Raw genomic sequence first — 14,922 nt, 5'->3', positions numbered from 1 at the left:
GCTGCCGAGCCACTGACAGTAACGGCTGGTACTATAAATAGTATGGGTAAGGTAATTGCGGCTTCTTACGATACAGGAGATGTGGCTAAAGTAACAGATAAAGATTTTTGCATTTCAATATGTTTCAATAGTACAAATGCTATTAACGACTTTATTAATACAAATAAAGGGCAATCAGTGCAAGGGAATGTTCTAACGAATGATTTCGATATTCAAGGGGATGTTCAAACGGTAAATACAACTCCTACTAGCAGTCCAACAAACGGAACAGTGAGCCTTAGTTCGAATGGTGTGTTTACTTATCAACCGAACCCTGGATTTACAGGACAAGATAGTTTTACGTATGAAGTATGTGATGATAGCGTAATTCAAGAATGCAGTACCGCTATTGTTTTTATTGAGGTACTACCAGACGTAAGTTCACAAAATGAAGCTCCAATTGCCAATGCAGATACTGGTGTAACTTTGGTAAATACAGATTTAACAGGAAATGTAACTGTTAATGATTATGATCCTGATGGAGATGTAATTACAATAAATACAACACCTGTTACAAATGTGAGTAATGGAAGCTTAACGTTAAATGCTGATGGTAGTTATACCTATACTCCGAATACAGATTTTATAGGTGAGGATAGTTTTGTGTACCAAATTTGCGACGCAACCTCACCAACGCCTTTATGTGATACAGCTACTGCGGAAATACAAGTATTGCCTAATACAGGAAATACTACAATTGCAAATGATGATGCTTATTATACTATGGCAGATGTGGCTTCGAATGCTGTGAATGGAAATGTAAAAGATAATGATTCTGATCCAGAAGGAAATACGCAAGCTGTTAACGCAACTCCTATAGCTAATGTAAGTAATGGAACATTAACATTGAATACAAACGGAACCTTTACATACCAACCGAATGCTGGTTTTTGGGGGCAAGATTCCTTTATATATGAAACTTGTGATAATGCGACTTCGCAGGCTTGTGATCGAGCAACTGTTCGTATTATGGTGAGGAAATTCCTTCCACCTGACTATTCGCCTACATTATTTACAAGGCAAACTGTAGTGAACGGAAGTAGTGGAGATATTGATTTTGTGGTAGCAGTAGCGGAATCTAATTTTCAAAATTCTAACGGAATTAACCCTGTTGAATTAAGGATTTCAGGAAGTGCTAATTTCAATTTCACTTTTGAAAGCGGTTTAACTACTTTAAATGGTATGACAGTTGATAATTCTGATTGGAGTTATGTTTTTGAAGGGGGACTTCATAAGTTCAGATTTATCGGTAACGGAGGTGAATTTTTGGGAAATACACTTTCTAAAATTGGTGTTAAAGCCGTATTTATTTCTCCTGCAAACTCAAGAGGGCAACGACCTTTAAAAGTGACAATAAAGTCGGATTCAGGAGGTCAAACCAATACGAATAATGATAATGACGAAGACATTATTCAGTATAATAATAGTGCAAATTAAACCTTAGTAAATATATTTAGAAAGAAAGGTTATCCAATATTGGATAACCTTTCTTTTTATGGTCAATTTTTATAATTAGAATTCAAGCTTTTTTGAAGTAATTATTGCATCGTTTGTAACAAAAGGCATTGGCATCATAGTTTCATTTCTGGGTTGTAAACTAAATACCGGATTGGTTAATAAATCATAAGATATTTCATTTAGCGTTAGTTCTAGTTTTGATTCTTTAGGGAGTTTTAAAAGAATACTTATTTCAGTATCAAAATTAGCCATTTGATATGTTAAAACTGTTCCAGATTTTATTTTTAAAGGAGTTTCGTAATCATATGATTCACCATTTAAGCAAATCCCCCTTATTTCCATAGGAGTAGAAGTATACATTTCATATTTATTGATTTTTCTCTGAGGAATAATTGAAAAGTTAACTTCCCTGTTGTTTTCAATAATGGTATCTAAAATCATTGAAATTTTAGAGTTAGGAATGTTCTGAAATTTGGCTAATTTATGGTACTTAAATTTAGTGTTGTATTTACTTTTGCCGGAAGATTCAGGAATATTTCCCTCCGAATAATTCTCATTGAAAATTTGTTTAGTATAACTATCTATGGTGTTATTATAGGTTGCCCAGTAAGAAGAATTTGTATCAATATTCTCAATGAAAACTAGACTATTTGGCTTTTTATTATCTACGTTAAAACCACTTGAAAAGGTGGTCATAGCGAATAAAATTATAGATGCAAGCCCAGTAATAATTTGCCAATGACTTTTTTTACCTTGTTTAAGTAAAATTGGAATTAACCATCCGAAGAGTAGAGTAGTGAAAGTAGAAGAAACAAATAAAATTTTCAACCCTAATCCTACTGGAAATAGTTTTATAAGTGGAGCTAAAATATAAACTGAAGGAATTGATAAAATAGCAAAAAGTATTAAACTAGAAGTTTTTTTGAGGTTAGTAAAGACAATTATAGCTAAGATTAAAATAGTAATGAAAACAGGTATAATTAGGAAAGCTGCTCCAGGTAAGTAGTTTGCAATTACAAAGTTTAGCATTATTCCGAATACAATTGGAGCAATAAATAGATCAGCCGATTTTATTGAACGGAAATAACTATAAACTTTAAATAAAATCCAAACAGTTAGAGCAGTAAAAGCGCTTATATATAAATAGCCATTGTATGTAAACCCATGAAGAATATCGACATAGCCAGGATGAATAAAAAGAATTATTTTCCATAAAAGAAAACTAACTCCACCCGATATTAATAAGGCCAATAAAAAAGGAGCAAAACCAGTAAAGCTACCAATAATTGTAATTTTTTGATTTCGAGCTCCTGCGAAATATATAATCAAAAAACAGACAACCGCAAGAATTAGCATAGGCATAATCCAATCGAAAGGATACGATATCATTTTTACCAAAGGAAAATTAACAAATACTAAATCATCTTCACTATTTAAATTAGTAATATCCGAATTAGCAAAATAATCAAGTGAGTTCATCAAATAATCAGCCTGGTGAATCAATGAATTTCTATCCAGTCGTTCATAAGAATCCTGTTCCGTATGATAATCGAAATGATCATCTATAAAGGCAAAGTTAAACCCGTTAATGTTTCCATTTTCCCTGAAAACAGTTAAATCAGTGTCGTTAGGTAGAATTTTATAGATACTATATAATAAAGAGTTAGATATTGGATAAGATGAATTTGATTTGGCAAACTCTTGAAGAAGTCTTTTATTTTTACCATTAGTTTCCATTAGCATTAAGCTAGGTCCTCCACTTCCTCTTGCTTCAAAATTCAAAACAAGTTTAATGTCTTTGGCCCATGGATGATGATCCACAAAGGCTTGAGCACCTAAAAGACCAATTTCTTCAGCATCAGAAAAAACGATAATAACATCATTAATTGGTTGCTCATTGTTAGCTAAAAAGGCTCTAATACCTTCTAAGATGGTAACAACTCCAGATCCAGCATCACTAGCACCAAGTGAAGAATGGGGATTTGAATCGTAATGAGTTAGTACTAATAGCGCATTGTTCCCTGAAGAACCCTTTATTTTTGCAACAATATTTTCTACTGTAGTGGCAGCCTTCCATTTTTTGTTAAAAGCAACTTGACGTTGTATTTCTGGCTTTAACCCGAGTTTTTCAAGTGCAGTTGTAATATATTTTTGAACCTCTTTATGTTCATTACTTCCTGTAAAATGAGGTTTTTGGGAAATATTCTTTAGATGAAATAAAGCATTGTCAATAGAAAAATTAGTCTCTGTTTTTAATTTTTTCTCATAGGCAACATCAGGAGAACTATCATTAAAACTCAAAAAAATTGAAAGAATAATAATGAGAATTGCAGGGAGATTATTTGATTTTTTCATTAAATAGTTTTTGACTATATAAAAGTATCAAATTATAATGTAAAAATTAAATTATTTATAACTCGTTAAAAATCAGTATATTTAACAGCTTAATTTAAAACGATTTAACATGGGAATTATTAACTTTCAAGGGAAAAGAACGGCAGTTCAGAAGAGTAATTCAGAACCGATTTTGGTGTCTGATTATATGACGAAAAAGGTAGTTTCTTTTAAAGAAGAACAACCTATAGAAGAAGTTATAGAAACGTTGATTAATAACAGGATTTCAGGAGGACCAGTTGTTAATGAAAAGAATGAGCTTATTGGTATTATATCGGAAGGAGATTGTATGAAACAGATATCAGAAAGTAGATATTATAACTTACCTATTGACAAAAACAATACGGTTGGAAAGTCCATGGTTAGAGAGGTCGAAACTATAGACGGTAATATGAATATTTTTGACGCCGCTAATAAATTTTTAGAGTCTAAACGAAGAAGGTTTCCAATTGTAGAAAATGGAAAGTTGGTTGGACAGATAAGTCAAAAAGATGTCTTAAAAGCGGCAATGAAACTTAAAGGAAATACCTGGAAATAGAAATAATACGTAATCCATTTTTTTAATTGTATTACTCTTGCTTAACCAATAGAAACCATTCATTTTCTAATTCTAAATATCCTTGATCATACACATAAAAATAGGTGTTACCTGTTTTTGTGGTGTATGTTGCTGTGATAAATTTAAAATCGAAACCCTTATCAAAAAGTTTCCTTCTAGTTACTTTTGTTTTCCCTAAAGTATTGAGTGCCGATAGTATTTTATAGTTTTTTCTTAATCGGTTATTTGTATTACGAATTAAGTTTTTACTCGCTTTATCTACTTTATTATTGTAAGAATTTCGGCAATAATCGGAACAAAACTTTTTATCAATACGACCAATTACTTTTTCGCCACACTCTAAACACTTTCTATTGTCCATAGTCTGATTTTCTTAACTCATACCACTTTGCTTCTGAACCTTCGAAAATGAAGTCGTTAACAAACTTTAACCCTATTTTTTGAAGAATTTTATTCGAACCATTGTTTGCTGTTTCAGCTGCACCATAAATAATATCATAATTCATGGCACGGAAACCAAAGTCAAGGCATTTGGTTGCAGATTCTGTGGCATAACCTTTGCCCCAAAATTTAGGGATTAGACGATATCCAATGTCAATAAACTTAGTAAATCCGTTTAATTCCTCTTTGTTTCCAGAGTTTAATTTTAGTCCTGACCAACCTATAAAATCACCGGAAGATTTTTCAAATGTGGCGAACCTTCCTATTTTTCTTTGCTCGTATTGCTCTAAAAAAAATGAAATGATTTCTTCGGCTTGTTTGTAGGTTGAAATTGGTTTATTACCAAGATATTTATGAACTTCAGGATTAGAGTCTAATTCAAAAATATGAGATACATCAGTTTCTTGAAATTGTCTTAAAATTAGATTTTCTGTTTCCAGATAAAATTCCATAATTAATCATTTGAAAACAAAGGTATTAAAATAAAATTAAACGATTACATTCAATTACAAACGAAAACAAATGTTTAACTACCGACTATCATTTTGATCGCGTTTCATCTTTGTATCGTCATAAATATTTAAATGACAATATCTTAACTGTTTAACGAAAAAATAATAATTATGAATGCACTTAAAAACAAAGTACAGTTGATTGGAAACTTAGGAACAACACCGGAAATTATTACTCTTGAGAGTGGTAAAAAACTAGCTAAATTTTCATTAGCAACAAATGAAACGTACAAAAACTCATCAGGGCAAAAAGTAACTGATACACAATGGCACTATATAGTTGCTTGGAATAAAACGGCAGAAATTATTGAGCAATTTTTACAAAAAGGAAGTGAGGTTATGATTGAAGGAAAGCTTACTTCAAGATCGTTTGAAGATAAAGAAGGTAAAAAACGATATGTTACTGAGGTAGTTTGTAATGAGCTATTAATGCTAGGAAATAAATAAGTGGGAAAATTGCTATAACCACATATTGAAATTGAAAAAGAATAAAGTGCCTTGAGGGCACTTTTTTTATGTTAATAAATTGTTCAGAAACTTTTAAGATGTAGGATGAAAATAATCAGAATAAATTAGATATTTATATTTTATTTAGACTAAATCTAATTTATAAAATGGGGATTACACACATTATTAAAAGAGACTTCAGTACCAAGGAATTCCATGAAAATAAAATAGCAATTGCTATTTACAAAGCGATGAATGCTGTAGGAAGTGGAACTAAGGAAAATGCCGAAGAAATTGCCTTAAAGGTTCATGAAGTTTTAAAGAAAAGGAAAGAATTGGATGTAGAATACACGCCGACAATTGAAGAGGTTCAAGATATTGTTGAGTTAAGTTTGATGGAAAGTAAATTCCCTCAAGTAGCGAAAGCATACATTCTATACAGGAATAGACGAACTAAAGAAAGAGAAACAGATGTTTTTGAGAAGCGGATTAATTTAAAGCCTTATGAATATCCTCATTTGTACGAATATGTACCCGCAATTCGTCATTCGTATTGGATTCATACTGAATTTAATTTTACCAGTGATATTCAGGATTTTAAATCGGGTTTATCAAGTGTTGAACAAAGTGTTATCAAAAATACAATGTTGGCCATTTCTCAAATTGAGGTAGCCGTAAAAACTTTTTGGGGTGATCTGTATCATCGTATGCCCAAACCAGAAATAGGTTCGGTTGGAGCTACTTTCGCGGAAAGTGAAGTTAGACATCATGATGCCTATTCTCACCTACTGGAAATACTTGGACTAAATGAGGAATTTAAAACCTTAAAGAAGAAACCGGCTGTGATGAAAAGAGTTTATTACTTAGAAACAGCGTTGAAAAATGCAAAAAGCGAAAGCAATAGGGAATATGCTGAGTCCATTTTACTTTTTTCACTCTTCATTGAGCATGTATCATTGTTTTCTCAATTCTTAATTATTATGGCTTTCAATAAGTACAAGAATATGTTGAAAGGAATTTCTAATGTTGTTGAAGCAACTTCGAAAGAGGAGCAAATACATGGTGATTTTGGAATAGATTTAATCAAAATTCTTCAAAAAGAGAATCCCGATTGGTTTACGCCAGAATATCATGTAACAATTCAAGAAATGTGTAAAAGCGCTTTTGAAGCAGAACGAGGTATTGTTGATTGGATTTTTGAAGATGGAGAAGTCGATTTTCTTCCTAAAAATGTAATCAACGAATTTATCAAAAATCGTTTTAATAAATCGCTAAACAGTATTGGTATTAAAGAAGTATTTGATGTTGATAAAAACTTACTCGCGGAAACAGAGTGGTTTGATGATGAAATTATTGGAACTAAACATGGAGATTTTTTTGTAAAACGATCTATTAACTATAGCAAAAGAACCCAAAGTATAACAAGTGACGACCTTTTTTAATTATGCAGAAAAAAACAAAAACAGAAGAGAAAATAAATAGCTACGAAAAATTAATAGAAACTCGAGAAAAGTCTAAAAACAAGATGAATCGAGTTTCAGAACAACCATTTCAATGGTTAAATGAAAATAGTAGAAAGTTTTTAGAATTAGGGTATTTAAGTAATGGAGAAACACCAGAAATACGTATTTCTGAAATTGCAGAGAGAGCAGAATCAATATTAGAAATGCCTGGGTTTGCAAGTAAGTTCTATTATTATATGTCGGAAGGATTTTATTCATTAGCTTCTCCAGTTTGGTCAAATTTTGGAAAAGAACGTGGTTTACCTATTAGTTGTTTTGGATCACATGTTGATGACGACATAGGGAACATTCTTTATACTCAATCTGAAGTAGGAATGATGTCAAAATTGGGTGGAGGAACTTCAGGATATTTTGGCAAGCTTCGACATAGAGGAGCGTCCATTAAAAATAATGGACAAGCTTCCGGAGCCGTACACATTATGAGACTTTTTGAGTCTATGGTCGATGTTGTAAGCCAAGGATCTGTTAGGCGAGGACGTTTTTCTCCATATCTTCCTATTGATCATCCTGATATTATGGAATTTTTAGAAATAGGAACTGAAGGAAATCCTATTCAAGAATTAACACATGGTGTTACGGTTACCAATGATTGGATGCAGTCAATGATAGACGGAGATGTTGAAAAAAGAACGATTTGGGCAAAGGTATTGCAGAGTAGGGGAGAAATGGGGTATCCGTATGTTTTCTTTACTGACAATGCCAATAACAATGCAGCAGATGTGTATCAAGATAAAAAGTTGCCTATTTATGCAAGTAATTTATGTACGGAGATAATGCTGCCTTCAAATGATCAGTGGTCTTTTGTTTGTGTTTTATCAAGTATAAATCTTTTAAACTACGATAAATGGAAAGATACTGACGCAGTTGAAACTTTGGTGTATTTTCTTGATGCCGTAATTAGTGAGTTTTTAGAAAAGCTGGAACGATATAGAGACTCTTCAAATAAGGATGATCAGCAAACATTTTTATTTATGGAAAGAGCTTACAATTTTGCAAAAGAGAATAGGGCATTAGGTCTAGGAACTTTAGGCTGGCACTCTTTACTTCAATCTAAAATGTTATCCTTTGAAAGTCAAGAAGCTTTCAGTTTAAATAGTGAAATATTTAAATTTATAAAAGAACGTTCTTACAAAGCTTCAGAAAAATTAGCTGAAAAGTTCGGCGAGCCAGAAGTATTGAAGGGATATGGTAGAAGAAATACAACGTTAAATGCGATAGCTCCAACAACTTCTTCAGCATTTATACTTGGTCAAGTGTCTCAGGGAATTGAACCTATTTGGTCAAATATATATGTTAAAGATATTGCGAAAATAAAGACTACAATTAAAAACCCGTTTCTTGAAAAGCTTCTTGAAGTTAAAGGAATGAATACTTCGGAGGTTTGGAGAGATATTCGTGATAGAGATGGTTCGGTTCAACATTTAAGCTTTTTGACGGAAGACGAAAAAGATGTTTTTAAAACATACTCAGAAATCGATCAAATAAATATTATTTATCAAGCCGCAAATAGACAAAATCATATTGATCAAGGACAGTCATTGAATATTATCGTACATCCTGATATGCCAATAAAGGAAATAAATAACATTCATATAACAGCATGGAAACTTGGCTTAAAATCACTCTACTACCAACATAGTATGAATGCAGCACAAAAGTTTAAGCAAAAGAAAGATTGTCAAAGTTGTGAAGGGTAATTAAAAGCAGAGGTTTGGGGTTTCTTAAAGAGTTTATTGTAAAATTTCTTTAAGAAATCCTGATAACTCTATTTGGAAAATAGTACCTTTTATTAAATCCTCAATTAACAATAAATCGTTATAACTTACCACATATCTTAACTGATAAATTGGAGTTTCTAAAATAATAGATTTATAGTACTGTGAATATTTATTTATTCCAGCAGTATTATTTACAATCAGATCCTCTACTTCATCAAGAAATAGATTTAATTCGAAATTATTAAAAATTAAGATGGTGTTATGAAACAAAAGGTTTATTTGTTTTTCAATGTAGTCAATATCTTCTTCATCTTTATCTAAAAAAGTAACGCCCATCTTATTAGCATGTAGTTTGTGTACTTTGTCTAAATTAATTTTCATTTTGTAATAGTTAGATTGTAATCAGGTTGAATCAGATGTAAATTTAACTATTTATAATTATTCTAAATAAAATTAATGTGAATTTTAACTTAAAAACATTTGGTTTTATCGTTCATAATCCAAATACGGTAGTTTTTTTAATTTTTGAAGAGATTTCAAAGGAACTTATAAGAAAATTTAATTCAAGTTTTGATTAAGTTATTTCATATGTGAGATGATATTATTTAAGAATAGAAAACCCAATAACTGTATATAAAATATAAAGCTGCAAAAAATCGCAGCTTTATGTACTCTGTAGTGAATTTAACTTTTGTAAATACTAAAAACCTAATAACACACAAATGGCTTTACTGAATTAAATCACCACATAATTTTACTTTTAATTTGGTTGCCCCAGGTAAATATGCTAACGGTATGGATTCTTTGGTTATTACATGAATACTCGTATTAGAAGCTCCTTTTTTGATGAGGTCTTTTTTACTTTCAGATAAAAGAATATCTAATTCTTCCTTTTCATTTTTTTGCATAGTGTTAATTACAATCTCTTTTTCACTGCTAATTTGAGAAATACAAGCTCCAAAAGCATTAGCCACTTCCATATGTTTTGGAAATAAAACCTCTGAAGCTCCTTTGATCTTATTAGGCAACAAGAAAGCACCACCACCACATGCAATCACAGGAATGTCTTTCGAATCCGTTTTTAACTTATCTACAAGATTTTCTATTTTAACTTGAATCGCTTCGGTTACTTTATTGAGCAAACTTGGGTAAGAATAGTTAGTGAGTTCCTCTAGCTTCTGTTTCAAGAGATTTGTTTTTAAAGAACCTTCAATTACTAATCTTTCTTGCGCTAAGAAAAAATCAGATAATGTTAATGTATTTCCTCCAAAAGCAATCGCTTTTTCCTTCAATTTATAACCAACAGAATCAGGCCCCAAAACACATTGATCATTAACCATTCTTACAATAGTTCCACCTCCAACACCAACAGCAACAACATCAGGCATTCTAAAGTTAGTTAAAACACCTCCAATTTGGGCGGCTTGAGTACTTTCTCTAGGGAAATGATTAACAAGTACACCTCCATCGGAAGTTGTTCCTCCAACATCAATCACAATTCCACTTTCAACTTTCGATAAAGCTCCTGCTCCTCGAATACTATTGGTTGGCCCAGAAGAAATGGTAAGTACAGGATAATCTTGTACCTCGTCAAGAGATAATAATGTACCGTCGTTTTGTCCAATGAATAATTCAGAGGTAAGACCTAAATTGGTCGCTGTTTCTTTGAAAGCATTCACCATTTTTAAAGCAACACCTTGTAGGGAGGCATTTAAAATAGCTGCGTTTTCACGTTCTAATAATCCCAAACCTCCAATTTCGTGAGAACAGGTAACCTTAACATAATCTCCGAGGATTTCTTTTGACCATTGTGCAACTTGAAGTTCCTGATCAGGAATTGTTTTTGAGAAAACACCAGTAATAGCAACAGATTCTACTTCGCCTTTCATTTTTTCAAGACAAGATTTTACTTCATTTTCAATTAAAGGACTTATTAATCGACCATCAAACTCATATCCGCCATGAACCATATATACATGTTTATCTAATAAAGATTTTAAATCACTAGGAAAATCTGTCATAGTTGGTATGGCACCACTCGCAGGTAAAGCTAATCGGATAACACCTATTTTATTCAGTTCTTTTCTTTCTACTAAGGCATTGGTACAATGTGTTGTTCCAAGCATAATATATTTAATGTCTTCCTTTAAAATAGTTACTTGAGAAAGCACATTTTTTATTGCGTTTTCAATTCCAGAACTTATATCTAACGAGGTAGTTTGTTTAGTTTTGGCAATAATTTCGTTTTCATGTGAAACTAAAACAGCATCCGTGTTTGTTCCACCTACATCTACACCTATTTTGTAATACATCTTAATCTATTTTATTTAAAATTTCAATAGGAATGAATTTTTCTTCATATCCAAATTTTTGAGGCCCTCCCAGAATAATTCCTTCAGGAGTTCTCCATTGTGAATCTGCTTTCATTCCAATGACTGCAACTCTAGTTCCGTATTGAATGGTTTCTGCAGTAATAGGATGCGCATTTTCGGCATCAATAAGCACAATTAAATCGGGTGTAATAGCTACTGGCTTATTGTCTTTTTTCGCAATTAAAAACTCATTTTGAAATTCAAGAATCATTGTTGAACCATGGTCACTTTTAAGTCCTGTAATTTCACAAATTCCTTTATTCCAGCGTCCTTCTGTTTTAATAGAAATATTACTGATCTTACCTGAAAAAAGTGGAATAGCGTCCGCTGCTTTTATTAAAGATTCTAAAGGATTTAGCTTATCATTTTTGGCATTGATAATAGAATTTCCTAGTTTTTGAGCATAAGAAACGATACCATGAACGGCGGCCTGTTTCACTTGTTTTCCAGTCATAGGATAACAACCGATAGCACAACTTCCTCCCATTTGAATGGTTGTAGCACCAACTAAAGTTTCTCCCCAAGTATTGTTGATGGTATGGTATACATTTTTGTTGCCTTTTTCATCGGCTTGTGTAATTGGAGAAACAGGAATGTTATGTAAGGTGAAGGTTGTCATTTCTAGTCGAGGGAAAGCACGTCCCATTCCATCGGCGTCTACTAATGGAATTTGATGTTCAGCAGCGATTGAGAAGGGGATAACCCCGTTTAATCCTCCAGCTTCTGCAGGCATTACAGCGTCAATTTTCTTACCTAAATAGTTTTCCATCATTTTGAATGCTTCTAAGAATTCTTTTCCAGAGAATAGCTTCTCGACTAAAATCATAGGAGCACCAAAAGCTGCAATAGGAACCACTAACGCATCATCTGATAGTTCGTTTGGAGATATTAAAGTAACATTACCATTTTTTTTAATAGCTTCTTTGGCCAGTAGTTTCCCAATATATGGATCTCCACCACCACCAGTACCCAGGACGGTTGATCCCAAAGCAATGGCATCTATATCATTTTCGCTTATGTGTCTCATATTTTTAAAAATTTTTGAAGTAAATAGTAAAAGGTCATTGAAGCCGCTATTCCCAAGATATTTTTTATTTGAGAATCCATTAAGAGCATAATTAACACTCCAATTCCCCAAGAAATGATTCCTTTCCAATTAATAGGTAGTGTTTTTTCAGAATAGGATTTTGTAATGTAATAATCTGAAATAACCACTCCCGCAATAGGAGTTATTGTAATGGTTAGGATGGAAATAAAACTCATAAAATGAGATAGAATTCCTAAACTAGCTAGCAGTATTCCTACAAGACCAACAAATAAAGTTGTTTTAGAACGTGAAGTATCTGGTAGTTTTAATAAGTTGTTAAATGCTAAACCTGAAGAATACATATTCATAACATTGGAAGTCCAGGTAGCCAGAATTAGTATAGACATAGCGAAAAAAGGAAATCCTAATGAAGAGAATATTTCTACAATGTCATAGGTTCCTTGCGTAATGGCAAGAATAGCTCCAATAGCCAAAAGGCACATAGCTGAAGGAACGATTCCAACTATTGATCCTAAGACGGCATCTTTTTTAGAGGCTGCAAACCTATTGTAATCTGGAGAAATAACACCACCCACAGAAATAAACCCAATAGTAAATCCAATGGCTTGAAGTAATGACATGTTTTGTGTAGGTTTGAAAGCAATAATTTCGTTCCAATCATGATTTTGAAATGTGATTATCAATCCGTAAATGAGAAGAATGATAATTGCAGGTACTGCTATATAGTTCAACCATTTTAAGTATTTAAAACCAAAAACAGCCGTAATAACCATTATGATTCCCCAAAAAATTGAGGATAGCCATATAGGTAAATCTATATGATAAACTTCAAATAAAATCTTTGAAAATGATGCCCCAGCAATATTACTTTGAATACCAAACCAACCGAGTGTTGACAAACCAATAACTAAACCAACAATAACTTTGGCACCATCTTCACCAAAACTACTGGCAGCGAGTTTTACGGTTGGTTTTCTCTGTACAACGGCAGCAATACTGAGTAAGGACATAAAGAGTACAACGAAGCTAAATCCTATTAATCCAGCTAGTAACGAATTCCCGAAAGAAAGGGAATTGATAAGTGTACTTCCAACTAACAGTGCTGGGACACTCACTATTCCTCCGAACCAAACTCCTGCTAAGCTATACCATTTTGTTACATTTTTATTATTATCCATATTGTATTGTATTTTTTATTTCCTCTCCCTCCTGGAGAATTACCTTTATGTTATCCTTGTTGGCCAAGGAAGAAATATTAGTTAGAGGGTTTTCTTTTACTAGTAATAAATCTGCAATTTTGCCTTCTTCGATGTTTCCTGTTTCTTTATTGATTTCAAGACATTGAGAAGCTATTGACGTGGCAGACATAATTGATTCCATAGGAGACAGCCCAACGTTACACATTAATTCTAGCTCCTCTAAATTTCTACCATGTTCCATAACTCCAGAATCTGTTCCCATAGCAATTTTTACCCCTGATTTATATGCTTTAGCAATACTTTCCTGATGTGTTTCAAAAATGGCTTTTGCCTTGTTTTTTGTTTTTTCCGAATAGTCACCGTGAATAACAGAGTTAATGGCCAATAGTGTAGGTACGAGAAAAACATTGTTTTCAAGCATTAGATCAATAGCTTCATTATCTAGCATAACACCGTGTTCTATTGAATGAACACCAGCTTTAATTGCATTCTTTATTCCTTCTAAGCCTTGAGCATGAGCCATTACTTTAATACCTTTTCTCATAGCTCCTTCTGCTACCATAATTTTTAACTCTTCCATACTAAACTGTGTGAATTCAGGGTGGTCCGTTGGACTTAATACTCCTCCTGTACTACAGGTTTTAATTACATCTGCACCAGCACGTAGTATCTGTCTTACTTTTTTTCTGACCTCGGGTAAACCATCACAAATCCCCTCAGGGTTACCTGGGTAGGGAGGGTTTAAAAGATGTAATTTAATTCCAGAAGGCATCCAAGCATCTAAATGACCTCCTGTAATACTTAAAGGAGTGATACTTATTTTTAACTTAGGACCTTTTAAGAGCTTGTTTTCAAGAGCTCTTTTTACACCTAAATCAGCTCCTCCAGCATCTCTAGCACTTGTGATTCCTGTTAAGAGTAGTGTTTCTAAATTATGAATAGAGTTGTAAAAGTTTAAGGAAAAAGGAGTGTTTATGTGATCCATTAAGTTATATTGATTCATCATGACATGAACATGACAATCAATTATACCAGGTAGCAAAAACATTCCTGAAGCATCAATTACTTTATCAACTGGTATATTGATTTTCTCAGAATTAATTTTCTCAATCCTTTTATTATTTATGAATACTGACCCTATGTATGGTTGCTCACCAATACCATCAATAATGGTTGCGTTTTTAATAATTAAGCTTTGATCGGTTCTCATTT

The 14,922-nt window shown here is 32.6% G+C and carries 14 protein-coding genes (2 of these 14 running past the window's edge); 6 read left to right on the top strand and 8 right to left on the bottom strand.

The window, feature by feature from the left end:
* Positions 1-41 carry the 3' end of a DUF4347 domain-containing protein gene (locus tag ACKTTV_RS11140; protein ID WP_456243525.1) on the top strand. Its footprint begins 4,435 nt before the window's first position, so 41 of the gene's 4,476 nt are visible here — the last part of the coding sequence; the start codon falls outside the window, past its left edge; the stop codon is at positions 39-41.
* Positions 1-1,476, top strand: partial view of an Ig-like domain-containing protein gene (locus ACKTTV_RS11135; RefSeq protein WP_456243524.1) — the 3' portion only. 78 nt of this gene lie to the left of the window's left edge; the window shows 1,476 of its 1,554 coding nt (coding positions 79-1,554); its start codon lies beyond the left edge, outside the window; the stop codon is at positions 1,474-1,476. Before ACKTTV_RS11140 ends, ACKTTV_RS11135 begins: the two co-directional genes overlap by 119 nt.
* Positions 1,477-1,551: 75 nt before the next feature.
* Here ACKTTV_RS11135 and ACKTTV_RS11130 read toward each other — a convergent pair whose 3' ends face one another.
* The gene (locus tag ACKTTV_RS11130; RefSeq protein ID WP_408030908.1) at positions 1,552-3,852 is read right to left on the bottom strand and encodes a M28 family peptidase; all 2,301 of its coding nucleotides are present in this window, start codon (positions 3,850-3,852) and stop codon (positions 1,552-1,554) included.
* 109 nt (positions 3,853-3,961) lie between these two features.
* Between ACKTTV_RS11130 and ACKTTV_RS11125 the strand changes: the two genes are divergently transcribed.
* Positions 3,962-4,429: a CBS domain-containing protein gene (locus ACKTTV_RS11125; protein WP_408030907.1), complete on the top strand. Its 468-nt coding sequence runs from the start codon at positions 3,962-3,964 to the stop codon at positions 4,427-4,429.
* 31 nt (positions 4,430-4,460) lie between these two features.
* On the opposite strand, the gene ACKTTV_RS11120 is transcribed toward ACKTTV_RS11125, so the two are convergent.
* The gene (locus ACKTTV_RS11120; protein ID WP_408030906.1) at positions 4,461-4,811 is read right to left on the bottom strand and encodes a hypothetical protein; all 351 of its coding nucleotides are present in this window, start codon (positions 4,809-4,811) and stop codon (positions 4,461-4,463) included.
* A complete protein-coding gene (locus ACKTTV_RS11115) occupies positions 4,801-5,343 on the bottom strand; it encodes a GNAT family N-acetyltransferase (protein ID WP_408030905.1) in 543 nt (180 codons plus the stop codon). Before ACKTTV_RS11115 ends, ACKTTV_RS11120 begins: the two co-directional genes overlap by 11 nt.
* Positions 5,344-5,514: 171 nt before the next feature.
* Between ACKTTV_RS11115 and ACKTTV_RS11110 the strand changes: the two genes are divergently transcribed.
* From ACKTTV_RS11110 to ACKTTV_RS11100, 3 genes are all read left to right on the top strand, one after another.
* Positions 5,515-5,850, top strand: coding sequence for a single-stranded DNA-binding protein (locus ACKTTV_RS11110; protein WP_408030904.1), 336 nt, complete (start codon positions 5,515-5,517; stop codon positions 5,848-5,850).
* A gap of 167 nt (positions 5,851-6,017) precedes the next feature.
* Complete coding sequence (locus ACKTTV_RS11105; protein WP_408030903.1) at positions 6,018-7,292, top strand: ribonucleotide-diphosphate reductase subunit beta; 1,275 nt, start codon at positions 6,018-6,020, stop codon at positions 7,290-7,292.
* Positions 7,293-7,294: 2 nt separating this feature from the next.
* Positions 7,295-9,070, top strand: coding sequence for a ribonucleoside-diphosphate reductase subunit alpha (locus ACKTTV_RS11100; protein ID WP_408030902.1), 1,776 nt, complete (start codon positions 7,295-7,297; stop codon positions 9,068-9,070).
* Between the two features lie 33 nt (positions 9,071-9,103).
* Here the strand turns inward: ACKTTV_RS11100 and ACKTTV_RS11095 are convergent, their stop codons facing one another.
* From ACKTTV_RS11095 to ACKTTV_RS11075, 5 genes are all read right to left on the bottom strand, one after another.
* Complete coding sequence (locus ACKTTV_RS11095; protein WP_408030901.1) at positions 9,104-9,472, bottom strand: hypothetical protein; 369 nt, start codon at positions 9,470-9,472, stop codon at positions 9,104-9,106.
* Positions 9,473-9,819: 347 nt separating this feature from the next.
* Positions 9,820-11,403 carry a hydantoinase/oxoprolinase N-terminal domain-containing protein gene (locus ACKTTV_RS11090; RefSeq protein WP_408030900.1) on the bottom strand — a complete coding sequence of 528 codons (1,584 nt, stop codon included), beginning with the start codon at positions 11,401-11,403 and terminating at the stop codon, positions 9,820-9,822.
* A gap of 1 nt (position 11,404) precedes the next feature.
* Positions 11,405-12,490, bottom strand: a complete 1,086-nt coding sequence (locus ACKTTV_RS11085) for a DUF917 domain-containing protein (RefSeq protein WP_408030899.1) — start codon at positions 12,488-12,490, stop codon at positions 11,405-11,407.
* Positions 12,487-13,689, bottom strand: a complete 1,203-nt coding sequence (locus ACKTTV_RS11080; RefSeq protein ID WP_408030898.1) for a cytosine permease — start codon at positions 13,687-13,689, stop codon at positions 12,487-12,489. The genes ACKTTV_RS11085 and ACKTTV_RS11080 overlap by 4 nt, the downstream gene beginning before the upstream one ends.
* Entirely contained in the window at positions 13,682-14,920 is a 1,239-nt protein-coding gene (locus ACKTTV_RS11075) for a metal-dependent hydrolase family protein (RefSeq protein ID WP_408030897.1), read from the bottom strand. The genes ACKTTV_RS11080 and ACKTTV_RS11075 overlap by 8 nt, the downstream gene beginning before the upstream one ends.
* Between the last annotated feature and the right edge of the window lie 2 nt (positions 14,921-14,922).

The organism is Tenacibaculum xiamenense (assembly GCF_964513065.1).
In the GTDB taxonomy this organism is placed as follows: domain Bacteria; phylum Bacteroidota; class Bacteroidia; order Flavobacteriales; family Flavobacteriaceae; genus Polaribacter; species Polaribacter xiamenense.
The sequence above is the reverse complement of the archived record's forward strand: the minus strand, read 5'-3'. Positions and strand labels throughout refer to the sequence as shown.